This is a genomic window from uncultured Aurantimicrobium sp., assembly GCF_936931525.1.
In the GTDB taxonomy this organism is placed as follows: domain Bacteria; phylum Actinomycetota; class Actinomycetes; order Actinomycetales; family Microbacteriaceae; genus Aurantimicrobium.
Map to the genome: position 1 here is coordinate 1 of NZ_CAKZII010000091.1, position 25,639 is coordinate 25,639.

A 25,639-nucleotide genomic window follows, 5' to 3' on the forward strand; every position below is an offset into this window, starting at 1 on the left:
TCCTGGCTCCACCCCACCGAGCGCAACACATCACTGACGGATTTGAACAAGGGCTCCCCCGAGACAGAGACAGATGCCCCGCGCAACGCCATGATGGCTTGTTTAACTTCTGGAAGGTCATAGAAACGCTTCGCGCCGTGAATGGTGCTGCTGATTCCAAGGTCAGAAAGTGCTTGTTCTAGAGCAACCGCCTGAACATTGATGCGATAAAGCACAGCAATATCTTCAGGAAGGGTCCCTCCTGCGATCTCCGCGGCAATCTTCGTTGCCACAGCACGTGCTTCAGCACCGTCATTGGGATACTCCGCCAGTTGTGGGCTGGGTCCGTCGGGGGTTGCCGCAGTCAGGGTCAATGCACCGGGGCGATCTCGCATCAAGGCGTTTGCTGCCGAAACTATTGGTGCTGTTGACCGATAGTTCGTCTCTAGCTTCACCAGATGTGCATCCGGATAGGTCGTGCCGAACGAGAGTAAGTAATCACTGGTTGCGCCGGTGAAGGAATAAATGGTCTGGCTTGCATCTCCCACCACGCACAGATCGCGGTGGTCGCCAAGCCACAGATCTAACAAGTGATGCTGCAGAGGTGAGACGTCCTGATATTCGTCCACGACGAAGAAACGGTAACGCTCGCGCACTTCCATAGCGGCCGCTGCTTCCGATTCCAGCAACCCAGCTGTGAGGAGCAACACGTCTTCCATATCTATCTGGCCGCGAGCATCTTTGAGATCCTCATAACCATTCATCACGGCAAGAACGTCTGCAACGGCCAGATTTCCTGGCATGGGGCGGGCATAAGCACGCTTTTCATAGCTGGAGAGACTCAGATTGCTTGTCTTGCGCCATTCCACTTCTGAAGCCAGATCACGCAAGGTTGCTGTGTCGAGTTTGAGGCCCAGTTGAGTGGCAACCTCAGCAAGTGGCCTTGACTTTGATTCAAAAATCTTCGGGGTTTCGCCACCGACAAACATGGGCCAGAAGTGCCCAAGCTGACGAAGAGCTGCCGCATGGAAGGTCTGAGCCTGAACGGGACCGGCACCCAAGTGGCGCAGACGCGTCCGCATCTCTCCTGCTGCTCGATTGGTGAACGTTAATGCCAAGACACGATCGGGAGAATATGTTCCTGTTGCAATGCCGTAGGCAATGCGGTGGGTAATCGCACGAGTCTTTCCTGTGCCCGCACCAGCGAGAACACAAACAGGTCCTCGAAGTTCTTCCGCCACAGCACGCTGGTCTTCATCAAGACCCGCAAGGAGCTCTTCAGGTGTCACAGGAACTATCTCGCTCACGATGGTTGTCCAAGCCAGGTGTGTTCTTGGTCGAGACTCTCCCCTAGCCATTCCTCGATCAATGCGCGGGCAATGGAAACTTTGCCAGGAAGAACAATCTCATCCAGGCTTGCTTTGAGCTCATCACGAGTGAACCACCGCAGTTTCAGAATTTCTTCACCATCAGCAACATGGTTCTCCGGATCAAAGCCTGCTGCTACCTGAGCCCTGAAACCGAGCATGAGGGACTGCGGGAATGGCCACGGCTGTGAGCCGAGATAAACAGGGTTCGTCACGACAACGCCTGATTCTTCAAACACTTCACGAATCACCGCTGCTTCCAGCGATTCACCGGGCTCAACATACCCAGCCAGCAGAGAGAAACGATTGCTTTCCCACATCGCATTGTTGCCCATGAGCAGACGGTCTTGGTCATCAACGACGAGCACAATCACTGCTGGGTCTGTGCGGGGAAATACTTGTGCTGATTCATCTTCAGGAAGATGGCGAACCCAACCTGCTTGACCTGCAACCGTCGCCTCACCATTTGAGGGTGCATGTGCATGAGTACGGTGCCAGTTCGCCAAGGCAAGTGCTTGCGTGAACAAACCTGCATCGCGGTCAGAGAGTTCATGGCCGAGCACACGGAGATCACCCCAGTTGGACTGTTCAGGGCCTAGAACCCCGGCAGCACTGTCATCGACCGTTGCTGCCAAGAACGGGGTTCCAATAGGTTCACCAGATGACTCAACGGTGCTGATGCCGAGAAAGATAATTTCTTGAGATTGTGCCGGGGTGACTGCATTGAGCTGTTCCAAGGTCAGCGTGACTAATTGGTTCCCGGCAACTAAAGCTTTACCTTTGTTGAGCACAATGACGCGAGTACGTGCGTCTGCAGCTAACTCATCGAGCAAAGCAGGCCTGGTGCGTAATTCAGCCCTGCGATCGGTGGCATGACGAGACAACGTGAGTCGTTGCGTGAATTCGTCAGTCATTGCACTCGTTCTGGGGTATCAGTAGGGCATTGGATGCGTGGCGTTGAGTGCCACAAGCACATCCGCGAATTAGCCTGTATTTCATGGCCAGATCTCATATCACTCTAGCGGCGTTGGCTACAGCGGCTGTGCCCGGTTTTGACCCCGTTCAAGCCCAGGCTTTCTCCACCGGAATGCACGGTGACTTCTTTGCAGCCATCGTCACTGATGCCACTGGCCGTGAGCTGATTGTTCGCGTTCCCAACTCGGCAGAAGCTGAAGCGCAGCTCGGTGCAGAAAAGTATGCACTCGAGACGATGACGGCGGGCATTCGCTCACGTCTGAGCTTTGATGTGCCCACCCTGGTTGGGCGCGCACCCATTGGTAAGACTTTCGGACTTGTCTTTGAATTCCTTCACGGTCACCAGATTTCGCTCGCTGACTTCACCGCAGAATCAGGTTTGCCTACTTCCATTGGAACTTCGATTGCGTCGATTCACTCGTTGCCGACCCACTTCGTCTCTGATGCTGGACTCCCCTTCTTCTCTGCACAAGACATTCAGCGTCAAACGCGAGATCTTGTTTCCAAAGCTCAGGGAACCGCTCTTCTTCCAGCCGCACTTTCTGCTCGTTGGCAAGAAGCTGTCAACGACAGCTCGCTCTGGTTGTTTGAGCCCACCGTGATTCACGGCTCGCTCGGTGCTGATTCCTTCATCGCAGGAACCGATTCGGTTTCTGGCGTTTTGGGCTGGGCAGCACTGCGCGTGGGAGATCCTGCTTCAGACATGCACTGGATTATCAATGCGCCCGTGGATTCACAAGATGCCGCCTTCGCCGCCTATGGCGACTCACGTCACTCGCTGGTTGACCCCAAGCTTCGTCAGCGTGCGACTCTCTACTCCGAGCTGGAACTTGCTCGTTGGCTACTTCACGGTGTTGAGCAGAAGAGCCCAGAGATAGTCGATGACGCCATCGACATGCTGGACCGCTTAGTCGACAGTGTTCACCAGGAAAACACCAACGCTATTGGCACAGACACGGCTCCTGTGTTGACCGTGACCGAAGTTGTTGAACTCTTGGATGAAACCCCAGGTGATGCGTCTTCAGCTCGCTATCGCGGCATGGAGCCTGTCACGGATGACCAGCGCTCTTCTAACTCTCTTTCGGAGTAAATCCGTTCTGGTCTGATTACCTTGTCTTCGGCAACGAAGTAGAAGGCAGCATCAATGTTCTCGGCGGGAACGCCCGACCAGCGAGCATAGGCAAGTCGATAGAGGGCGAGCTGGAACTGCTTGAGCTCGAGATCTTCAGCATCTTTCGGAGCTTTGCCAGTTTTCCAGTCCACGATTTCGAAGCGTTGACCGTGAGAACCTTCGACTTCATAGATGGCATCAATCTTGCAAATGATGATGCTGTTTCCAAAGGGAACGTTGACTTCTAACTCGACAGCAACAGGCTTTCGGGCGGCCCACTGGCTGCGTTCAAAGGTTTCTTTCAATGTCCGTAGGGTCTGCTCATCTGCAGAAACGAGGGCGCTTGCATCTAAGCCGTCGAGTTCACCCGGGTGGGCGTCGACGAGGTCGATGTGGCTTGAAACTGCAGAGCGTTCTTCAACCCACGAGTGGAAGAGGGTTCCCAATGCAGTGGCACGGAAGGGGCGTTCGGGCAACGGCCTGCGCAAGGACCGGGCAACGGCCTGTGGATCCTCGATGAAGTCCTTGAAGCGTGAGGCGGGAATTCGCTCAGGCAACGGAATCTCTACATCAGCATTCGATCTGCGATCACGCTCAGCGAGAAGAAGATCAATTTCCGAATCCCAGGGCGTTGGCACGGTGGGACTAGCCAGATAGACCGCTTCGGCGGCACGCATAACAACATCTCTGCGAGAACCAAGCGAATCCAAGGGCCACGTCACAGTCTCTTCCTCATCACCGAGAGGATTGGTTTCATTCTCAGGGGCAAGGGGAAGCTCCCCGGAGAACACCCCAGCAGCGGCTAGCTCTTGCAGGAATAGTCCAGGAGGTCGTGGGGTGACCTGTGTGGACCAGAAAGAGGCAGAAAGCAGCAGAGAGTGCTTAGCGCGCGTGAGTGCCACGTATGCCAATCTGCGCTGTTCATCGTCATAGCGAACGCGGACCTCTTCGACGAATTCGTCGTAACTCTCCCCCAGCTCAACCTGAGTTGTTGCCGAGCGCCAGTTGAATACGGGCAAATGCAAGGCGTCACCACGGAATTGGAAAGGCAGACGGCCAAATCCCAACCAGTTCTCGGCACGAGTGCGATTACCGGGAAGCTCATCTTTGACCATGCGAGGAATGGCCACGACGTCCCACTCCAAGCCCTTAGCACCGTGGATCGTCATGATTTGGACCGTGCATGGCTCAGCAGGGGCAGATTGGGGGCTCAGGCGTTCCCGTCTTTCAGCTTCCTTCAGCCAGCTAAGGAAGCCACCCAGCGTTGCTCGGTCTTCGCCGTCAACATAGGCACTGAGGGGTTCCATGAACGCTTCAAGGCTGGAAAGCGCAGTTGCAGCAGATTCATTCGCGACCGCTTCGATATCCAGAAGGAGTTCCTGCTGAGCAATCGTGACAAGTTCGCGTAAGTCCACACCCACTCGGCGACGCAGACGAGCGATCTGCTCCCCGGCCAGCTTGAGTCGGGCCAGACCGGTAGCGGAGAGATTTTCCAAAACCTTGTGATTCTCAGGTGCTGACACGACAAAGTCCAGTGCATCAACCAAAGAAGAACCATCTTCAGACACAACGGAGTTACGCAGTGCATTGCGCACTTCTTCGCTCAGGCGCTGCTGACGATGATCGCGCTCACTCATCCATCTCGCGACAGCACTGAGCCCCACTATGTCCCGAGGTGCAATTGCCCACCTGGCCCCAGTCAGTAGACGAACTAATTCAGAGTCTGCAGTGGCATCGTGCAGAACGCGCAGCGTGCACACCAAGTCCACAATGACCGGCTCATCGAGCAAGCCACCAAGGCCCACCACGTGATACCGAACTCCGTGCTCATCTAATGCTCGTTTGAACGGTTCAATGCCTTTGAGAGAACGGCACAGCATCGCTGACGTGGTCTCATCATTAACGCGATCCTTCAGCCACAGTGCCACCTGTTGGGCTTCGTCATAGATCGTTTCCGAGACGCTCAGTTCGACCTCACCTTGCGGCGCATCAGGCTTGGCACGCAATTGCGTGACGGGGATCTGCGTCTTGGCGGAAAGCGGTCGAACCAATACGTTTGCAGCATCGAGCACACCCACCGGGTTACGCCAACTTGTCGCCAGCGAGTAGGTCGGGGTGAGCTCTACTCCGGCACCAAAGGCAGCACCAAACTGTTCAATATTGTCTGCGGATGCGCCTCGCCAGCCATAAATTGATTGGTGGGGGTCTCCCACGGCCATGACAGGTGTCCGCGCAAAGAGCAGGCTGAGCAATTGCGTTTGCACAACCGAGGTGTCTTGGTATTCGTCGAGGAGAACAACCTTGAACTGACTTCGGAAATCTGCCACAACGCTGTCAAAGCGTTGACAGATTTCCAGTGCCAATGCCACCTGATCGCTGTATTCAATGAGGCCTTGGCGGCGCTTGGCTGCAGCAAATTCGGTCGCGAGGTCAACTAACACCGGCAGTGTCGTTCCCACTTCACGTGCCTTGACCCACGCATCAACAGCAGCACTCTTTCGACTACCAGGGCCATCGATAGGCATGTTGACGGTGTGCTCATCAAGTGAGCGAGCAAAGCTTGCAATATCTGCAGGGTCCGCCACATTGTCGGCGATGGCGCGGGATAGACGAAGTATCGCTTCGGTGAGTACATCCAGGCTCTTGTCGAGATCCGAGAGAACTTCCCCCGTTCCTTCACGAGCGATAGAACGGGCCAGCTGCCAGGCAGCTGCCTCACCCAACACTGTCGCATCGGGGTCACGCCCAATAAGCACGGCATACTGCGAATAAATACGGTTTGCAAAAGAGTTATAGGTCGTGACGGTGGCTTGATCGAGCTCATCCATCTCGAGCGGGACAACCTTTTCCGCAACCAGTTTGGCTACCCGCTTGCGGATACGTTCTGCGAGTTCACCAGCTGCCTTGCGAGTGAAAGTCATACCCAAAATCTCATTGACCGAGACCTTGCCATTAGCCACCAGCCACACCACACGGTTGGCCATGGTTTCAGTCTTGCCACTTCCCGCACCCGCGATGACAAGAGCAGGCTCGAGTGGAGCTTCGATGATGGCTTGCTGTTCTGGCGTGGGATCTGGTTGGTCGAGACGACGTGCCAGCTCTAAGGCGCTGATGTGGAAATCACTCATGATGCCGACACCGCCGGGGCTGTATGTATGCGGAATTCGTATCGAGTGTGGGGCTTGCCGCGCTCTTCTTCGATCACAATCGGTGCCGTGAATTCGTTACCTGCCATACCTTGGGCTGCGGTCTCAATACGTTCACGGATGGTGGCCAATTCGCTCTCGTCATAGGGCTTTTGTTCCATAGCTTTGTAGAGCTTGCCCTTGGTGCCGTTCGTCACGTAGATGAGTTTTGCTCCGCCATTACGTGACCCCTCGGGCACATCTGTGAGTACTCCTTCGGTGAGTGCTAATTGGTAACAGGCAAGCTGAGCATGCTCGGGAAGATCTTTCACACGAGGCTCATACTTCCCTGTCTTGAGATCCACGATCACGACATGTCCAATAGCGTCTTGCTCAATGCGGTCGATGTAACCGCGCAGGGTTGCTTTCCCCAACTCCAGGGTGAACCCACCTTCTGTAGCGAGCAGGGTCTTTCCGTCACTCTGGAAGTTCTGCAAGTACTCCGACACCGCAGCAACCATTTTGCGAACTCGACGGCGCTCGCCCGTGCTCAGCCATTCTGCATCGAACGAAAGTTCATGCCAACGTGCATCTACTGCTGCCCAGAGTGAGTCTGCGTCGATCGGCATTGAATCATCTGCGCTGGCGTCTTCCATGACTTTGTGCACGATGGTGCCGATGCCTTGGGCAGAGCTTGAGGTTCGCCCTACAACGGATTCAATAAACCAGGCGAGCTGATTCTTTTCCCATGTTTCAAGCCTGGACGGTGACACGGAAACCGTGTTTCCATCCTCACTGAGATCAACAAGAGGTGCATCTGTTGAAGGTTCACGTAAGCCATACCACTGCGTAGGTGAAGCACCTGGAATCTCGGCAGCAGAAAGTCTGGCCAAAGCATGTGCAAGCTGGGCGCTGCGTTCTGAGGTCTCACCTCGACGCAGGGCCAGCGTGAGTGCCCTGCGCAGAGATCCCACCAAACCACGCAGAGTGAGCGGATACTCACTGAGCCCATTGCGTTCAGAATCGTGAACAGCCTCAGGGTTTATCCCTGTAGCCGCTTCGATCCGCCTCAGGAAAGGCGAAGGCAAGGTGTCATCATTTGCTGTCGCAGTGAGAATCACGGATTGCCGGGCACGGGAGATGGCCACCGCAAACATACGCAACTCATCGTCAAGGACCTCCTTGCGAGAAGCTGCAAAATCAACCTCAATGCCGACGGAATCTCCCATGAGGTCTTGAGCATGGAGAAGCGAACCTCGTGGCCTCAGGTTTGGCCACAGGTTTTCTTGCACGGCAGCAATTGCCACAACATCGAACTCGGTGCCGATCAACGCCGAAGGGGTGCAGACCAACACTGCATCAGCTTGAGCTTGAGGGGCCAAAGTATCTTCAGGAACATCGGCATCCAAAAGCTCTGCAATGAACTCGGCTGCAGGGCGATCTGGATATCTTTCGACATATCTCTTGGCGGAGGTGAACAACGCCATCACACCATCCAGGTTTCGGTTGGCATCATCAGCGACAAGACCGGCACTGAGTGCCTCAGTGCCCCAGGTCTTGGCCAAACCGCTGCGTTCCCACGTTGTCCAGAGCAACTCTTCGATCGAGTTCCCGGCAGCAATCTCTGCTCGGAGCATCTGCAGTGTTTCTGCGAAACGGGCAGCACGGCGGGCAGGGGCGAAATCAAGTGTGACAAGGTCAGCAGGTTGGTCGAGTGCGGCGATAAGTAGCTCTTCACCCGTGCGCACTCCCCCGGCAGCGAGTTCATCGTGGCGTAATGCCAGTCTCAATCTACGAAGATCAAGGACGGTCAATCCCACCATGGGTGAGGTCAATAAATCGTTGACCACGTTGGGAGTGAGTTCCATCCGGCCCATCGCCACAGCGATGGCGGCGATGAGATCCAGCGCAGCAGGGTGTTCTTTCAAGGAACGTTCCGAAAGCAACGTCTTCGTGGGAACTTCTGCCACAGCAAGTGCGCGAGCTATCTGCGGCACCAGCGAGCTGGTGCGCACCACAACTGCCATCTGAGACCATGGCGTGGAGCCGAGAATGTGCTTTTCGCGGAGTTCCCTCGCGATAGCGGTGGTTTCGGCCACGCGTGACGGACGTTCAATGACGCTCACCGGCTGAGAAACAGCATTGTCCACCACGGAGAGTGCTTTGCGTTGCGCACCGGCTTCTGCCGAACCCATCTCTGTGATTTTGTGCACAGCAGTGCGAATTGCAGGGCCGTGACGATACACAGATTCGAGTACGAAGGTGAGTGATCGTTCGGCAGGGATTCCTAACTCAACGGCAAAACGTCCCAGGAAATTGGGTACAGCCCCTCGGAAGGTAGTGGTGGTGATGTCAGGGTCACCAAAAACAATGACAGGAACTCCACGGGCGGCAAAGGCTTTCAACATCCTGACAGCACCCCAGGTGAGCTCCTGCGCATCATCGACAAGAACGAGTTCCACATCAGGCATCACAGCAGGCTCTGCGAGAACATTTGCGCCAATTGCCAAGATTTCGGAAGCATCAAAAGATTCTGTCCGGAAACCAGCTAGTACCTCGCGATATTCATTCCAGAATTCTGCTGCGGCAACCCACTCGGGATGTTCTCGGGAGAGTCCTTGCGCACGAAGTTCTGTTGGTGTCCATCCAGCCTCGGTGCTGCGCGCAAAGAGATCACGCAGTTCACTGCGGAAGGCGCGGCGCTGGCGCACTTCAGCAACAAGTGGGTCAGGCCAGGCAGGCCCCGTTCCATCTTCGATATGGCCCAGCAATAACTCAGCAATGATGCTGTCCTGCTCGCTTCCGGTCAGCATTCGCGGAGCACTCTGGCCCGATGCCAGTGCATGTTCACCTGCGAGGGAAAACGCGAGCGAACCAGGAGTGCGAGCTAGTGCGCCATTGGTCGCTCGCGCTAACCTCAGGCCCAAGGAATTGCGAAGGCGACCGGCAGCAACACGATGAGGACTCAACACCACAATGTTGTCTGGGTTCACACCCTGAGCAACGCGTGCTGCAACGAGTTCGGTTAGGACTTGTGTCTTTCCCGTCCCTGGAGCACCCAGAATGACTGCTGACTGGTCACGGGGAAGCTCGATAATCTGCGACTGAATGAGGTCAGGGGCAAAAGGGCGCACGGGTGCAATTTCACGCTGCACAAACCCCGTTTTAGCCACATCCCCACGCTACTGCGAACCACTGACACTCCCGCGGAAACAAGCCGGAGTAGCGCGTTTGAGAATTAGTCGGAGGCGTGCAATTTCGCGTTTTTGTCCCATTCATTCATCAAGTGCTCGATGGCATCATGGAAACGCTTGGTCGGAACACCTGGAGTGATGTCTCCGAAGTAGTGCTTGCACCAGCGAGCAAGTCGTGCCTGTGCCTCAGGATCATGTTCGATGGCGTCAATCTGCGTGACAATCTGTCCTGCCTGATCTGCGGTCAACCATTCACAGTCACTGAGATAGCCACCTTCATCGATTTCTGCTTCGGGGTTGACAGGGCGGGTAATGATCAGTGGCTTGCCTGCAGCGAGTCGGTCATAAACCATGGCGGAAATATCCACGATGGCCATATCGGCAACAGAGAGCTGCCAACCTAATTCAGCGCCTTCATCCACAATGTGCTTGGCAGCTGGGTCATGAGAGTTGGCCCGGCGCAACAATGCCTTGATTTGATCGTTAGCTTGACCGTAGTCAAAGTCCACAGCACCACTGCGGGGGTGGGGGCGATAGATCACACGGTGACGTCCGGTCGCGATGAGTGCTTCCACGAGGGCAAGTCCGTGAGTTTCAACTGAGCCATAGGCTGCAGCAGGGCGGTCACCCTCCCAGGTGGGGGCATAGAGCACCACTTCGCGACCATCAGGCTCGAAGGGAACAGTTCCGGTGTAATGGTCGGCTTGAGGACGGCCAATAGGGATTGCCCTCTTATCAAAGTCGTAGTCCCAGAGCACACGACCGAGACGTTCACGGGCCGCATCACCGGCAATCAGGCTGTAGTCATAGGCCTTGAATTGGTTGGTCGTCATGTACATCTTGTCGGATTCACCGTGGTTGATGAATACGTGGAAACGACTTCCGTAACGGAACATCTGGAAGTTACGGGCGTTCTGATTGACGTAGAGAATCACATGCAAATCTTGGTCGGCGATGAACTCTTCCAAATCCACGACGGTGCGCACATACGCAACAGGGACCGGTGATTCATCGAGCATCTTGAGTGCGCCCAAAGTGTTACGACTCAAAATCACAACAGGCCACGTCTTTGCCAACTCCTCGAGCGGCTTGTACCACTGGCGCACTTGGTACAGGTTGACTTCACCATCGGCGAAATACACTCCCACTTTGAAGTTGTGCTCAGGAAGTGGGTTTTCTGCAAGCTTGCGAGCAAGTTCTTTGCGCCTCAGACGACCCTGAAGTGCTTTGGAGAGCAACGTTGTTGCCGAACGCGCATCTTGAATCAAACCCATGAAATTAGCCTAACTTGCGAAGAATAAGTCGGTTACGACTAGAGAATTGGAAAACGGCCAGCTTTGGTCATGCGAGCCACGGTAAGCCAGCGCATACCGACGCGGCCTCCAGGATTTTCACGCCAACCTTCGACCCAGCCTGAAAACCACGGCTTCAAACCTGCACCACGGTTCCGAAGTGAGCGCACTAACTGAACCCCCGTCCAGGAGAGCACATAGAACGGAACCAGAACCCACGGAAGGTTGCGCTTGGCCAACCACACCCGGTTTCGAGCATTGAGGCGGTAGTAGGTTTCGTGTCTGGTGGGGCTGGTGACCGGGTGGTGGACCACCATGTCACCGGCGTACCACACCGTTTTTCCTGCGTTCCATACTCGCCACGCAAGCTCAATTCCCTCGTGGGCATAGAAGTAGGGATCTCCCCAGCCGCCGATGTCTTCGAAGACACGTGTGGGCATCAACACCGCTGCTTCCAGCACGGAGAACACGTAGCTGGAGTCGGTCGCCTCTCCTTTGCGTAAGCGAGGAATCCAGCGACGCGGTGTCGTTTTGCCCGTTGGATCTGTGATTCGTGGCTGAATCAAACCCAGCGAAGAATCTGCGTGGAGCTTTCTAATGCCTTCGGACAGGAAGAGTGGATCCGCCAACTCGGCATCATCGTCGAGGAAGAAGATGTATTCGCCGGAAACCTTGGCGGCGCCGGCATTGCGACCGGCAGGAATACCTAAGTTTTCTGGAAGAAAAAGACCACGAACCCCAGCAGAGAGAAATTCAGGTCGCCAGCCATTACCCACCACCACAATGTCAAGGATCACAAGTTGTTGAGCGAGCACGCTCTTGAGGGCGCGGGAAAGATCTTCAGGGCGCTGTCCCATCGTGAGCACAACGACGCCCACACGAGGTCGAACGCCGATTTCTGAGTGACTAGGCAGCCCGGACACGGGAGCTCGTCATGATGGCGACAAAGTGGCCAATAATGGCAAGGACAGACAATGGCAGTAATACAGCAACCAGTATCTGGCTGACCTGAAGTTCTCCCACAGCCAGACCAACAACCGCGGCAATAAAGGCAATGATGGTCAGCTCCACCGAGTGGTAAATGCGGTGGAAGGGAACAAAACGGGCCATGCGGCGAAGCTTCGCAACAACACCGGGTCGTGGAGCATTAGCTCCCTTGGCATCTGCCAACTTGGGCAAATCGGACATAGCTCGGGCCACTCGCACCAAATCGTTGAGCACCTTGTTCAAGATGATGACGATGGCCAAGAATGCACCGAGGGCAACCCACATCCAGTCAATGGGGCGAGAGTTATCTGCAAATCCGGCAGCACGCAAACCAAGTGCAAGGGGAATCAGTGCCTCAGTTGTGTAGTGACCCACTGCGTCCAGGAAGTGTCCTGCTGGGCTCTTGGTTTTGCGCCAGCGCGCAACTTCCCCATCGCAGCAGTCAATAAGCATTTGGAGTTGCCCCAAGACCAAGGCAAGAACTGGTCCCCAGATTCCCGGGATGAGTAATGCAGCTGCCGTTGCCCAGCCGGTGAGGATCATGAGCCCGGTCACACCGTTGGCAGAGATAGGTGTCTTGAGCAAAACCCACGTGACATAGGGCGAAAGGTCACGCAAATACAGGTGAGCTACCCAGTGCTCTGCGTTGGCACGCGTACGCACCTCAGGTGGTTGAGTAACTTCGCGCAGCTGAGCGAGAGAGGTGGGCTTATCCACGTCTTACCTTCCGCTCTTGCCGGCGATGTTGGAGGTGAGTCTGGTGTAACTCATGATGAAACCTACACCCCATGCGAAGTGAATACAGGGAAGTACAAGCGGGAACCACAAGAGTCCTTTAACCCCCATACCCCGGCCATAAACCGCGGTGGAAACAAGTACGAATGCCACATAAACCGCTGGCACAACCCAACCGAGGGTGAATCCCAGCAGGCCGGTAATGATTCCTAGCGCAGTTGCCATCACCATTGCAGGTGGAACAAAGTAGCGCAGGCCACTTCCAAAGCGCCTGGAGAGTTCACCACGCCACAAGCCCGTGGAGTACATCTGCTTGACCAGTGCCTTCACCGAGGTGCGTGGTCGGTACACAACTTTGAGCTTGGGGGTAAACCAGACCAGGCCACCTGCGTCACGGAAACGACGGTTGAGTTCCCAGTCCTGGCCGCGACGAATCTCCTCGTTGAACATGCCCACTTTGAGCAGGCTTTCACGATTGAAGACACCCAGGTAGACCGTGTCGACAGGACCTTCCTTGCCACCCACGTGGAACGGAGTTCCACCCAAGCCAACCTTGGTGTCATAGGCGCGTGCCACAGCACGTTCAAAAGGCGTGGTTCCTTGGGCATCCATGATGCCGCCCACGTTGTCTGCCTGAGTGCGAAGCAAGGTTTCTACAGCGATGCTGGCATAGTCATTGGGCAGCACCGAGTGTGCATCTACCCGAATCACAATGGGAAAGTTCGAGGCCTTGATTGCCAGGTTCATTCCCACCGGGGTCGCAGCCGCAGGGTTATCTACAGAGTGAATCCGCGAATCTTCAGCACACATCTGGGCAACGAGCTCATTAGTGCCGTCCGAGCTGGGTCCCAACGCAAGGGTCACTTCCATCGGCCCGGCGTAATCCTGCTCGAGCAAGCTCGCCACCGCAGCACGAATGTGGGTGACCTCATTGAGGACAGGCATCACATAAGAAACGCCAGGTAAGGGCGTTGCTGGGATGGGCGCGGAGCCAAGAGCAGACATGGGGTCCTTGAGTAGAAGGCCGAGTTCTAGGTTACCAAGAGCTGGCCGTTTCCCCAGCTACTTCAGTGTGCCGAGCTGAACCTTGATTGTCTGCTGCTTACCGTCACGGTTGATCACGACAGTTGCTTCCGAACCACCCGCAGCGGTGCGAACCAAAGCGGTCAGGTCGTTAGCGTCCGTCACACGAACACCATTGAACTGAGTCACAATATCTCCGGCCTTAATACCGGCTGCAGCAGCAGCGCCGCCATCAACGGCCTTCTCGATGAAGGCACCAACAGCGGTGCTGCCATCCTTGGTGGCGGCATCTGAGACCTGAGCACCAAGGAGACCGTGAGAGGCCTTCTGGTTCTCAATGAGTTCAGTAGACACGCGCTTGGCAAGGTTGGAAGGAAGTGCGAAACCCACACCAATGCTTCCGGACTGACCTTCAGAGGATCCCGCGCTCGCAATAGCGACGTTGATACCGATCAGGCGACCCTTGGAATCAAGGAGAGCACCGCCCGAGTTACCTGGGTTGATGGCAGCATCTGTCTGAATCACAGGGATGGAGATGGAAGCACTTTGGGTTTGGGCCTGGCTCTGTCCTTGACCAAAGTCGAAGTTGAAGGGATTAGAGCTATCTCCACTACCGGAGTCAGAACCCGAGGAATCAGGAACGGACGAGCTTGCAACCTGAATGGATCGGTTGAGTGCAGAAACAATTCCTGTGGTGACCGTGCCAGCAAGGCCAAGTGGAGCACCCAGCGCAATGGTGAGGTCACCCACGTTGAGTTTGCTGGAATCAGCCCATTCAATCGGGGTGAAGGTGCTTTCGCTCTGAATCTTCAGCACAGCCATGTCCACTGTCGGGTCAGTTCCCACGATGGTGGCAGGGTAAATGTTCCCGTCGTTGTCTTGAACGGTGATCTTTGCATCTGATGCAGCACCATCAAGGGTTGCCACGTGGTTATTGGTGAGGACGTAGCCTTCCTTGTTCAAAATGACACCAGATCCGGTTCCAGAACCCTCTGTGCCCGTCACAGCAATGGTGACAACGCTCGGGGAAGCCTTCGCTGCCACCGCAGTGACCGTTGATACTTCTTCAGAATCATTGATGGTGATGCCTTGAATGGTGTTTGACGCTGTGTTTGTAGCGTTCTGGCCACCCATCACGGTGGCAACACCGGCTCCGGCAATTCCGCCGACCAATGCGGCAGCTACTGCCACGGCGACGAGTGGGGCAACCTTGCTCTGCTTGCGCTCACGAACTGCTGCTGGTCCAACAAACGTTTCAGGAACTACCTGTTCAGCAGCTGGTGCTGCTGGTGGTGGAGTGGCATCTCCCACGGGTGGGAAAAAGTACTCGGGAATTCCTTTGTCGTTGTTCTCAGTCATTCGAGAAGCTCCTTTCAAGCACTTTCAGCATTCCGCACAAGTCTGTGGGAATCCTATGACCAGCCTGAGTGTTATCTGAGTGTTTATTGAGCAGAAACACCTGGCCTCAAGTGCCTTCTCAGGCTAACAGCCAGGAGCTGTTCGACCTGCCGTGCAATCCCGTGCAGCCAAGACAGTATCTGCATTTTGCACAATCACCACAGTGGTCGTTGCTGCACTAGAAACCTCGCCTGAGACGGGAATCCAGGCTCCCCCGCCCACGCGATACTCTGCCCCATAACGAACTGCGACAGATGTAGTGAAACTTCCTTCAGATCCATAAACATGACTTGTCGAAGTTGGAGAGAATTCACGCATTCCGAGAGTATCCCAGCGAGCACCGGCAACCGAAGTTGTTTGGGTTCCACCATCTCCGTAGTTCCAGTCGTAAGCATGTGGCGTGAACCGAACCTCGGCTGAGCGGCCAAACAAAGACCCACCCACAACATGAGTAGAAGCCCCAGCAATGAAGTTGGTATTGAGATTCGCCACAGTCCACCCACGTGGCTGAGAAGTTAACGAGGCGGCTTGGGGAACAAAGTTCGCGAGGTCCGAAAGGGTGACAGGTGCATAAGTCACTGTCGCAGGGGCAGGTGCTGGAGCAGCAGGGGTTCGCTGACATTGAGGAGAAGGTGAAATCAACCCAAGACACCTAAACGCCAACGAAGAAGGGTAGTAAACAGGGCGAACGACAGTTGATCGACTTCCTGTTGATCTACCAGCAGGCGTCACGACAGTGGATGAACCGCCTGGTGTTGTTGACCTAGCCCAGACATCAACTGAGTTGTTGGAGGTTTGGGCACCAGTGCAGCCGGAAAAAACAGCATTCTGGGATTGACAATTTGCAGTCGCCGCATGGGCAACATCGCTAAATCCAAAAGTTAATCCAAGGAAAGCTAGAACTATAAACAGAAGTTTTGGCCTGTCCACACTTCACTCTTTTCGAGGACTAATTTTCCTCCAATGGCTTGCCACCTAAGTTCCAAGGGCAAATTGTCATTTCTACCCGATGGAGTTACATCGGTACCCAAATCATCAATAACTCTTATCTCAGAAAGACGCAAGCAAACGTAGTTTGAAATTGAATCAGCGCTCGCGCTTTGAATTGAAAAGTTATCGAAATGACTAGACCCTTGCGCCAATAAGCCACTGCTCTTGACGTCCAAATAACCTGCCTTTTGCTCCTCAAAAAGCTGAGAGGAAACCAACCCCTTCAACCTCTCAGGATTAGCCCCGCCATCTCTCGCTATCTGATCTGAGACCTCGAGGTAGTTGGCATACGCAGCTTGTGCTGCAGCCAGTGCTTCTTCGTCGCTAGAGAAGAGAGGCTGTTCTTGAGCAGCAGCAGTGCTTGTTTCTTGTGTTGGCTGTTGAGTCGAGCACCCCGCAAGGGCGAGAGCAATAAGTGGGATGGCAATGAGAGGTTTCACACGCATGTGAGGAAACTTACTCAGGTTGAGATAACTGCCTCTGGAGTTATCCACATCTGGTTAAACGACAAGCGGGAGAACCCGAAGGCTCTCCCGCTTGTGCGAGTGATTCTTTACTAGCCGCCGAATGCTGCGGAGAGCGGTGCTGCTACGAAGTAGAGCACGAAGCCAGCTGCAACGATCCAGAGCACTGGGTGGATTTCCTTAGCCTTGCCAGCGAATGCGCGGACAATGACCCAGGTGATGAAGCCGATACCGATACCGTTTGCGATCGAGTAGGTGAAAGGCATCATGATGATGGTCAGGAAGGCAGGGAACGAGATGCTCCAGTCCTTCCAGTCAATGTCAACAACCTGAGACATCATGAGTGCACCAACGATGACCAGTGCCGAAGCACCAACCTCGATGGGGACTACAGAGGTCAGAGGTGCGAAGAACATTGCAACCAGGAACAGCACACCGGTGACGATGTTAGCCAGACCAGTGCGAGCACCACCGGCGATACCGGAAGCAGACTCGATGTAGACGGTGTTGGAAGAGGTCGAGGTGAAACCACCAACAACAGCACCAGCACCTTCAACAACCAGTGCGGACTTCAGACGTGGGAAGTTACCGTCCTTGTCAGCAAGGCCAGCCTGCTTGGACAGACCGGTCATGGTGCCCATTGCGTCGAAGAAGTTCGAGAACACGAGGGTGAACACGAGCATGATTGCAGCAAGTGCACCGATGCGCTCGAAGGAACCGAAGAGGCTTACTTCACCAATGGTGGAGAAGTCAGGAACAGCAAAGATGCTGGTGGGCAGACCAGGAATGGTGGTGTCCCAACCGAAGGGGGTCACGAACTCACCGTTGACGAACTTGCCGCCTACGGGGAAGAGTGCTTCAGCGATGATGGCGATAACGGTGGTCGAGATCAGACCGATCAAGATTGCTGCACGAACACGCATTGCCATGAGAACACCAATGGTGAGAACACCAATGATGAAGATGGTGGTGGGGAGACCAATTCCGTGGTCGGTGCCAACACCGAGTCCAACTGGAACGGGGCCAACGTCAGTGCGACGAACAAGACCACCGTCAACGAGACCGATGAATGCGATGAAGAGACCAATACCCACGGTGATCGCGGTCTTCAGTGCAGCAGGAACTGCGGTGAAGATCATGGTGCGCAGACCAGTGACCGCGAGGATGAGGATGATAATTCCGTCGATGACGACGAGGCCCATGGCCTCCTGCCAGGTGACGTCCTTGACCAGAGTTACTGCGAGGAATGAGTTGATACCCAGACCAGCTGCAATAGCGAATGGCAGACGTGCGACGAAACCGAATGCGATGGTCATCAGACCTGCAGCCAGTGCAGTTGCCGAAGCGATTGCCTGAGGTGCGAATTCGAATGCGTCAGCTGCGCCGCCGCCGATAACGTTTCCGTTAACGTCGGGGCTGAAAGCCAAGATGATGGGGTTCAGGATGATGATGTAAACCATCGTCATGAAGATGACGAGACCGCCGCGGAACTCCGTACCAATGGTGGATCCACGCTTGGTGATTTCGAAGTAGCGATCGAGTGTTGCTGAGAAGCCTGACTTGGGCTTTTCGGTGGTCGAGGACGACAAACCGTTCTCCTTTTTGAGTAGGGATGAGGGAACTACAGGTTCAACCATAACCTGCCTGAGAGTTTGCCTTGAGTTTTTCGCCGGAAAGTCTTAACCACAACTTGAAGTGAATTTCTTTATCCCTCACCACCACATATAGGGGTTAACAACATCACCCCCTCGCTTGCACGAGGGGGTGATGTCGATATTCCGGACTTATTTATGGAAGAACGGAATGATCAAGTAGATCTCATAGAGCACTGCAATGGCACAAAGTGTGAAGCAGATGTAAGCAATGCTGCGGAAAAAAGATTCCTTACGCACAGCTGAGCCATCACCCTTGGCCGCTTTAGGAGCCAGCAGCTCTGCATCAGTGACGAAACGAACACCAAGTGAGTAGAGCGAAACGATAACGGCTGCTCCGCCTACAGAAGCGATAACAACAGACAGGAATGCATCCCAAGCGATAGTCATTATTTCTTGCCCTTCTTGTTCTTCTTTGCTTCCTTCGCGGCCTTTTCTGCTTCTTTCTTGGCAGCAAGCTTGGCAGCTTTCTCTGCACGGCGACGCTGTGCAGGAGTTTCTACGATCTCGCTCGCACCTTCAACCTCAGAGAGGACGTTTGTGTGAGTGACAGCGTTACGCTTGCTGATCTGGAACAAAGCAATAATGACACCAGTCACGAGCACGGCATCAATGAGAATTCCGAATGGGCCAGTTCCTGCAATCCACGCAGCGAATGCACCCACAATGGCTGCTGCTGGAAGAGTTAGGAACCATGCGCCCACAACGTGGCTTGCTTTGCTCCAACGGACGGTGCCGCCCTTACGACCCAGCCCGGCACCGATAACGGAACCAGAAGCTACCTGAGTGGTGGAGAGAGCGAAGCCAAGGTTTGTCGACGCCAGGATGGTGACACCGGTTGCCGTTTCAGCGGCAAGACCCTGTGCTGGCTTGATCTCAGAAAGACCAGTTCCCATTGTCTTGATGATGCGCCAACCACCCATATAAGTTCCCAGAGCAATAGCAAGAGCTGCTGCAATCATGACCCAGAGTGGAACGCCACTGTCCTTACCCAGCACTCCAGCTGTAATCAGCACCAGAGTGATAACACCCATGGTCTTCTGAGCATCGTTTGTACCGTGCGAGAGAGCAACCAATGAAGACGAGAAGATCTGACCGGTACGGAAGCGTGAACGGCCTGTGCCAATTCCGGTACGCGCACGCTCTGCCTGCGAACGGGCGGTGATGATGTACGCGAGCTTAGTTGCAAGATAAGCAGCAATACCAGCAATCACGGGAGCGAACAGAGAAGGAAGAATAACCTTCTCAACAACCTTGATGAAGTTCACTGCGTCAAAACCTGCACTCGCGATTGCAGCACCGATCAGGCCACCAAATAGTGCGTGTGAAGAAGAGGAAGGAAGTCCCAAAATCCAGGTGGTGAGGTTCCACAGGATTGCTCCGCACAAACCGGCGAAGATCATTTCCACCTTGATTGTGACGTCCTCGTTGATGAGGTCAACCGAGATGGTCTTAGCCACTGCGGTGGAAAGGAACGCACCAACAAGGTTCAATACCGCTGCGATAAGAACCGCTGTTCGAGGCTTGAGAGCACCAGTAGCGATCGGGGTTGCCATGGCGTTTGCTGTGTCATGGAAACCGTTGGTGAAGTCAAAGAAAAGCGCGAGTGCTACAACGAGCACGACGACGAATAGAGGATCCACAAGGGCCTTTTCTGTGTGATTGTCAAAAACAAGAAGGGGTAACAGGATTGAGTTGTTGTCCACATGACGTTTGCTCAAAACCCCAGTTCTGTCGATAGTGACATCTCCGGGCTTTCTCAGCAACCCTAGCTAGTAACTAAGTTAAAGATTTCTCTGCATTTACGTAAATCAGGGTTCTCTAACTCTCGTTAACTAGTCGAAAGTTCTTCCCTGAGACTTTTCTCATTCAACTTAGGCTCGGGCAAGTACTCGGTCGTAGCATGGGGTTATGTCTGCAAAGCTGCCCCTCAACAGTGTTGAACTCGAAGCACAGGGAATCTCTCTGGCCCAGCAACTTCCTGAACGTGCGATTCGAGGAAGCGTTGAGATTGATGGCTACCACCTCGCCACCATCACCATTGAGCCACAGGGTGAACGTATCGGAACGGCACTGCTCGTTCCCGGTTACACCAGCTCGGCAGACACATTCAATGGATTACTGCAGCCCCTCTCTGAGCGTGGCTATAAAGTCGTCGCTTTTTCCCAGCGTGGACAGAGCCTGTCCGAAGGCCCTGACAACACCGACGGCTATGCATTAGAACGCCTGGGTGCAGATATTCACGACATCATTAGCAAGCTTGAGCTTGGTAACGATGTTCACCTGTTGGGCCACAGCTTCGGTGGTGTTGTCTCCATCGAGGCTGTTCTTCAGGACCACTCCCCTTTCGCCAGCTTGACCATGTGGAATTCAGGCCCCAGAAATATGGGTGGTGACTTGCTAGAGCAGCGCTATGGCCTTCTGGAGCATGGTCCACGTGCGTACTACGTCGGCAGCCAGCTCGCTGCAGGTAAAGATCCCGAGGCAGATATCAAGGGTGAGCTCAACATCATTGAGCAGTACTACTACGACCGCCTGATGAGCACTAACCCTGCCCAGCTCGAAGCTGGAATCAACATTCTCATTGACCAGGTCGACCGAACTGTGGAGCTGTCGCGCACCGGCATCCCCGTTCTTGTCTCCCACGGCGCCAACGATGACGCTTGGCCTATCGAGATGCAGCGAGAAATGGCTGAACAGCTGGGAGCTGATTATTGGGTTGTGGCGAATGCAGGACACTCAGCTCACGCTGACCGCACTCACACCTCAGCACAGCTTCTCGCCACCTTCTGGGACGAGCACTAGTGACTAGGCCAGCTGGTGAATAACCAAGCTGGTCAAGAAACCAAGAGTGGCGAGCAGGCCCGTGTAGTTGTGAGCCTTGCGGAATGCATCAGGAATCATGGTGTCACTGATCATGGCCAGCATGGCACCAGCGGCTAGAGATGTAATGAAGCCGGTGAGCTCAACGGGAGCATCAGCCAAGATAGTGAAACCCAAAAGGCTGGAGATCGCTGCAGCGAGAGCAATGCCTCCCCACAAAGCGAAGACGAAGCGTGGTTTTCTTCCCGCTGCCTTGAGCTCAGCTGTGCTGGAAAGACCTTCGGGAAGGTTCGAAATGATGACCGCGGTCAGAATCGGAATACTGACTCCCTGACCTCCAAGCATGGACAGCCCCAACACCATGGACTCGGGCACACCGTCGAGCAGTGCTCCCACAGCAATACCCGTGCCGGTTCCGGGGCCTTCTGCTGAACCTTTTTTGTTTCGAGCGTTGAGACGATCAAGCAGGACATTCACGCCCACATAAACAATCGCTCCCACAGCAAAACCGGAGACGGTCGGCCAGAGGCCAGACTCGGCCATAGCCTCGCCGACCAAGTCAAAGGCGAGTGCCGAGATGAGAACTCCCGCACCAAACGCCATCACACTGGCCACGACCCGTGAGGGCACGTTCACAAACCATGCAATGAGAGCGCCCACGAACAGGGCTCCACCAGCCAGCAGACCTGCGCCCGCTGCGGTGAGCCACTCGTTCATGGTTACAGGCTAGGCGTACTGAGACGCGATTGCACGAGTAAGGATGTGAACCAAAGCATCGAGCTGGATGGAATCCTGCGAGCCTGCTTCAATCTCTTCACCCTCGAGGGCACGAGCAGCAAGTCCACGCTTGCTGTCGATGAGCTCGGCAATCTTCGCGTCAATGGTCTGGGCAGCGATGATGCGCCATGCGGTAACAGGCATTTCCTGACCAATACGGTGAACGCGGTCAATTGCCTGGGTTTGCTCAGCAGATGTCCAGGACAGTTCTGCCAGAACCACGTTGGAAGATGCCTGCAGGTTCAAACCAACACCAGCAGCGGTGAGTGAACACACGGCAACTTGAACGGACTCGTCCTTGTTGAAGGCGTCAATAGCATCCTGGCGAGCAGAAGTGGTCTGGTCACCACGAATGGAAACAGACTTGATGCCCTGGGCAGCAAAGGCACGTTCTGCGGTGTCCATCACGTCGATGTGCTTCGCGAAGAAGACAACCTTGCCTACTGAACGTGCAAGCTGAGCTGCGTAGTCAGAAGCAAGTCCAGCCTTGGCCTGACCAATCTTGCGCACCATGGTGAAGACGTTCTCGCCAGTCTTCTGGCCCTTAGATTCGTCCAGCTCCTGCTGGGCAACCATACGGATGAGCTCTGTGGTGGAACCACGGAAGTTACCGGTGACGGTGAAGCGGTTGTAACGCTCAAGCAGGCGCTTAGCCAGTTCCGCTTCAGCAGCCTTGATCGAGTTACCGAGTTCATCATCGAGTTCAACGGGCAGGTCAACCACGCGCTTGGCAGGAAGGTCCTTGGCCACGTCAATCTTGCGACGACGGACAATACCCATGGACACCACGGTTTCGCGAGCAGAGGCATAGAAGCTTTGGTCTGCAGGGGTGAGACCGGTTGCCTCAAGCTTGGCGGTGAGTTCAGCCGATGGCTTCTCGCCGTCAATCCAGCCGAGGAACTTCCAAATAGCGCGGAAGTCATCGATGTCATTGATCAGCGGCGTACCAGTCAGCGCAATACGTAAGGGGTTGTGGCCTGGAGTGCGCGCCACGATGCGGTCAGCGAGTGCAAGCACGTGCTTGGAGCGCTGAGAAGTGAGGTTCTTGATGAAGTGTGCTTCGTCAACAACCATGCCCTTGAAGCCCATCTGGCCAATCCAGGAGAGGTGACGGTCCAGAACTTCGTAGTTCACGATAAAGACATCTGCGAAGGCGTCAACGTCTGTTCCGTCACCGTGAATAACGGTTGCCTTGCGACCAGGGATCCAGCGCTCAACTTCACGCGCCCAGTTCATCTTGACCACGTTAGGAACGATGGCAAGGAGAGGGAAGGCGTTTGCAACAGACGCCGCAATGAGGGACTGTGCCGTCTTTCCCAGACCTGGTTCATCGGCGAGGAGGAAGGTGCGGTGACCTTCCTTCACACTCTCGATGAAGCGAATCTGGTGTGGCATGAGTTCGCGCCCCTGAGGCGAGAAGCGATCAAACTTAGGAACAGCAGGCATCTCCATGCAGGCAGAGCCGCCGCCAGCACCTGTTTCAAACGACTTGAACAAGGGGCCAAGCAGCTCCCAGTTCGACAAGCGCATGACAGGAATAGAACCCGTGGTGGGCTTAGAGAAGTCAGGCTCCAGGAACGGGCTGGACTTCAAACGAGCCTTCACGGAAAGCGGAAGAACCTGCTTCTCAGCAAGTTCGGGAGCGAACTCCTGAACAGGCTTGGCCTGCTCGGTGGTGATGATGAGGTCTTCGGGGTTGATCTCTGCGCCGGATTCAACCAGCCAGTCCCGGCGCATTTTCTGCGCCACAGGACTGGTTGCGTGGTCTACTTCGAGAAGCTGGATCAGCGAGGTGTCGCGTGCAGCGGTTTTTGCCAAGATGGTGGCAACACCATCAAGGCGCTTGAGCTGTTCTGCACGTGAAGAATCAGTCAACGCTGCGTCACCCTTGACGCGTGCGCGCTCTTCACGAACGAGGAAAGCAATGACCTGGAACTTGGTGCGGTTGGTGGGACCAACCTTCTTACCAGTCTGAGCTTTTGCTTCTACCTCGCGCACCTTGCGGGCGAGGATAGGGATGAGCCCCGAGTTATCGAGGGTGTTACGACGAGTGCCGGTACGGGCCACTTGGTCTCCATGACTAAAGAAACGATGACATCACGAACAAGCAGTGCTTGCGTCATGCCCCAAACTGCACCTCCCCCAGAAGGTACCTCGCGCATCACGCGTTAGCGCCGGCGACAGTAGAAACGAAGGTTGTGGTGCGGATTTAGTCTACTACTTCGGAGCTGGCGTCTTAATCAGGAAGCCGCCGAGGAAGAATGTGGCAGCTGCAGCTGTCTGAAGAAGCATCCACCATTGGATACCTGGGGTAATCCCATCAGTCAATCGGACGATGGGATTCCAATAAATGGCGATCAACAAGAACAGTGGGAGAAAGATCCACTTCTTGGGATTAGCCCACTGCCAGGTGAACACAGCGAGGATGGCTGCCAAGATACTGACCACGAACAAGATGGTGATGTACCACTCAGAGCCGTAGAGACCCATACCGATAAACATTGCGGTAACCCCAGCTAATCCAGGCACGATGCCAGGACGGATGAGCTCAGGTTCTGCTTGCTTTTTTGCCATGTAAAAAGTTTAGCGACGACGCATGCGGTCGGCTTCAGGACAATCGAAAGGATCGCGAGCTGCCAAACCAACCTTGTTGAGATAGCCAATGACGATTCCGTAGGAACGCATCAGCGTGGTCTCGGTATAGGGAACACCCTCAGTTGCACAGTGCTGCTTCACAATCAGACGTGCCTTGCGCAGGTTGGGTCGAGCCATGCTGGGGAACAAGTGGTGTTCGATCTGGTAGTTCAGTCCACCCATGAACGCGGTAGTTCCAGCTCCCTTGATGTTGCGAGAGGTCAAGACCTGCTTGGTCATGAAGTCCACGCGGTTCTCTTTGGGAATCATGGGCATGCCCTTGTGGTTCGGGGCAAAGGAGGCACCCATGTAGACACCAAAGACCGCAAGCTGAACACCCAGGAAGGCAAAGGCCATACCGAGGGGAAGGAAGATGAAGATCACGGCAACATAAGCGCTCAAACGCAGTGCAATCAAGGTGATCTCGACAGCACGTCCTTCAAGGCGTTCCTTCTGGAACAGGGTCAAGATGGAACGGAAGTGAAGATTGATGCCCTCGAGGGTGAGCAAAGGGAAGAAGAGGTAACCCTGGCGTTGGGTAATCCAGCGCAGGAAACCCTTTTGCTTAGCGGCATCTTCTTCTTGAAAAGAGATGGTGTCCCATTCGATATCAGGGTCTTTGCCTACTGTGTTGGGGTTGATGTGGTGCTTGGTGTGCTTGTTCATCCACCATGCATAAGAAATACCGACCACAGCAGTAGCCAGGATGCGGCCACTCCAGTCGTTGAGCTTGCCCGAGGAAAAGACCTGACGGTGTGACGCCTCATGGGTAATAAAGGCGAACTGAGTGAGCAAAATACCTAGGCCAGCAGCAATCAGAAGCTGAAACCAAGAATCCCCGATGAGCACAAACCCGGTAATCAAACCGCCCAAGGCCAAAGAAAGACCCACAAACAAGGTGATGTAGAAGGCGGGTCGCTTGCGCATCAATCCGGCCTGAGTGACCGCCTTCATGAGTGCTGCATATGAACTTGTCAAAGGCTTACGGTTGGGATCCTTCGGCTCGGTTGAGCGGAGAGGGCCAAGGGTAGAGCTGAAGGTCATGGTCGCCACTTCTGGATAAGTCAGGTCGACTTCACAGCCGGCGAGGTAGTGCGTTATGCAGTTAGTTCA

At 54.8% G+C, this 25,639-nt stretch carries 20 protein-coding genes; 2 read left to right on the plus strand and 18 right to left on the minus strand.

Annotated elements, in window-relative coordinates:
• Positions 1-1,286 (minus strand): ATP-dependent helicase (locus tag Q0362_RS04170; protein ID WP_298120130.1); only part of this gene is annotated, 1,286 nt, incomplete at its 3' end.
• Positions 1,283-2,260 (minus strand): NAD(+) diphosphatase, encoded by a 978-nt coding sequence (nudC, locus tag Q0362_RS04175; RefSeq protein WP_298120133.1) that lies wholly within the window; start codon positions 2,258-2,260, stop codon positions 1,283-1,285. The genes Q0362_RS04170 and nudC, both read right to left, overlap by 4 nt.
• Before the next feature lie 83 nt (positions 2,261-2,343).
• Here nudC and Q0362_RS04180 point away from each other — a divergent pair, with 83 nt between their 5' ends.
• Positions 2,344-3,411 (plus strand): phosphotransferase, encoded by a 1,068-nt coding sequence (locus tag Q0362_RS04180; RefSeq protein WP_298120136.1) that lies wholly within the window; start codon positions 2,344-2,346, stop codon positions 3,409-3,411.
• On the opposite strand, the gene Q0362_RS04185 is transcribed toward Q0362_RS04180, so the two are convergent.
• From Q0362_RS04185 to Q0362_RS04240, 12 genes are all read right to left on the minus strand, one after another.
• Complete coding sequence (locus tag Q0362_RS04185; RefSeq protein WP_298120139.1) at positions 3,351-6,560, minus strand: ATP-dependent DNA helicase; 3,210 nt, start codon at positions 6,558-6,560, stop codon at positions 3,351-3,353. The two genes, Q0362_RS04180 and Q0362_RS04185, sit on opposite strands and share 61 nt — an antisense overlap.
• The gene (locus tag Q0362_RS04190) at positions 6,557-9,730 is read right to left on the minus strand and encodes an ATP-dependent DNA helicase (RefSeq protein WP_298120142.1); all 3,174 of its coding nucleotides are present in this window, start codon (positions 9,728-9,730) and stop codon (positions 6,557-6,559) included. Before Q0362_RS04190 ends, Q0362_RS04185 begins: the two co-directional genes overlap by 4 nt.
• A 65-nt stretch (positions 9,731-9,795) precedes the next feature.
• Positions 9,796-11,025, minus strand: coding sequence for a hypothetical protein (locus tag Q0362_RS04195; protein WP_298120145.1), 1,230 nt, complete (start codon positions 11,023-11,025; stop codon positions 9,796-9,798).
• A 38-nt stretch (positions 11,026-11,063) separates the two neighbouring features.
• Positions 11,064-11,966 (minus strand): glycosyltransferase, encoded by a 903-nt coding sequence (locus Q0362_RS04200; RefSeq protein WP_366099774.1) that lies wholly within the window; start codon positions 11,964-11,966, stop codon positions 11,064-11,066.
• Positions 11,950-12,747, minus strand: a complete 798-nt coding sequence (locus Q0362_RS04205) for a CDP-alcohol phosphatidyltransferase family protein (RefSeq protein WP_298120150.1) — start codon at positions 12,745-12,747, stop codon at positions 11,950-11,952. Before Q0362_RS04205 ends, Q0362_RS04200 begins: the two co-directional genes overlap by 17 nt.
• Before the next feature lie 3 nt (positions 12,748-12,750).
• Positions 12,751-13,770 carry a glycosyltransferase family 2 protein gene (locus Q0362_RS04210; RefSeq protein ID WP_298120153.1) on the minus strand — a complete coding sequence of 340 codons (1,020 nt, stop codon included), beginning with the start codon at positions 13,768-13,770 and terminating at the stop codon, positions 12,751-12,753.
• A 57-nt stretch (positions 13,771-13,827) separates the two neighbouring features.
• Positions 13,828-15,147 (minus strand): S1C family serine protease, encoded by a 1,320-nt coding sequence (locus tag Q0362_RS04215; RefSeq protein ID WP_298120156.1) that lies wholly within the window; start codon positions 15,145-15,147, stop codon positions 13,828-13,830.
• Between the two features lie 123 nt (positions 15,148-15,270).
• The gene (locus Q0362_RS04220) at positions 15,271-15,765 is read right to left on the minus strand and encodes a hypothetical protein (RefSeq protein ID WP_298120159.1); all 495 of its coding nucleotides are present in this window, start codon (positions 15,763-15,765) and stop codon (positions 15,271-15,273) included.
• Between the two features lie 323 nt (positions 15,766-16,088).
• Positions 16,089-16,622, minus strand: coding sequence for a hypothetical protein (locus Q0362_RS04225; RefSeq protein ID WP_298120162.1), 534 nt, complete (start codon positions 16,620-16,622; stop codon positions 16,089-16,091).
• Positions 16,623-16,732: 110 nt separating this feature from the next.
• Positions 16,733-18,277: an NCS2 family permease gene (locus Q0362_RS04230; protein WP_298120165.1), complete on the minus strand. Its 1,545-nt coding sequence runs from the start codon at positions 18,275-18,277 to the stop codon at positions 16,733-16,735.
• A 147-nt stretch (positions 18,278-18,424) separates the two neighbouring features.
• Positions 18,425-18,682: a hypothetical protein gene (locus Q0362_RS04235; RefSeq protein WP_280794919.1), complete on the minus strand. Its 258-nt coding sequence runs from the start codon at positions 18,680-18,682 to the stop codon at positions 18,425-18,427.
• Positions 18,682-19,935, minus strand: coding sequence for an inorganic phosphate transporter (locus tag Q0362_RS04240; protein ID WP_298120174.1), 1,254 nt, complete (start codon positions 19,933-19,935; stop codon positions 18,682-18,684). The genes Q0362_RS04235 and Q0362_RS04240 overlap by 1 nt, the downstream gene beginning before the upstream one ends.
• A gap of 268 nt (positions 19,936-20,203) precedes the next feature.
• Between Q0362_RS04240 and Q0362_RS04245 the strand changes: the two genes are divergently transcribed.
• A complete protein-coding gene (locus Q0362_RS04245; RefSeq protein WP_298120177.1) occupies positions 20,204-21,097 on the plus strand; it encodes an alpha/beta fold hydrolase in 894 nt (297 codons plus the stop codon).
• Positions 21,098-21,100: 3 nt separating this feature from the next.
• Here the strand turns inward: Q0362_RS04245 and Q0362_RS04250 are convergent, their stop codons facing one another.
• The 4 genes from Q0362_RS04250 to Q0362_RS04265 form a co-directional block, all read right to left on the minus strand.
• Complete coding sequence (locus Q0362_RS04250; RefSeq protein WP_298120180.1) at positions 21,101-21,832, minus strand: ZIP family metal transporter; 732 nt, start codon at positions 21,830-21,832, stop codon at positions 21,101-21,103.
• Positions 21,833-21,841: 9 nt separating this feature from the next.
• Positions 21,842-23,959 carry a DEAD/DEAH box helicase gene (locus Q0362_RS04255; RefSeq protein WP_298120183.1) on the minus strand — a complete coding sequence of 706 codons (2,118 nt, stop codon included), beginning with the start codon at positions 23,957-23,959 and terminating at the stop codon, positions 21,842-21,844.
• A 150-nt stretch (positions 23,960-24,109) separates the two neighbouring features.
• Entirely contained in the window at positions 24,110-24,466 is a 357-nt protein-coding gene (locus Q0362_RS04260) for a hypothetical protein (RefSeq protein WP_298120186.1), read from the minus strand.
• Positions 24,467-24,475: 9 nt separating this feature from the next.
• The gene (locus Q0362_RS04265) at positions 24,476-25,570 is read right to left on the minus strand and encodes an acyl-CoA desaturase (RefSeq protein WP_298120188.1); all 1,095 of its coding nucleotides are present in this window, start codon (positions 25,568-25,570) and stop codon (positions 24,476-24,478) included.
• Positions 25,571-25,639 lie beyond the last annotated feature (69 nt).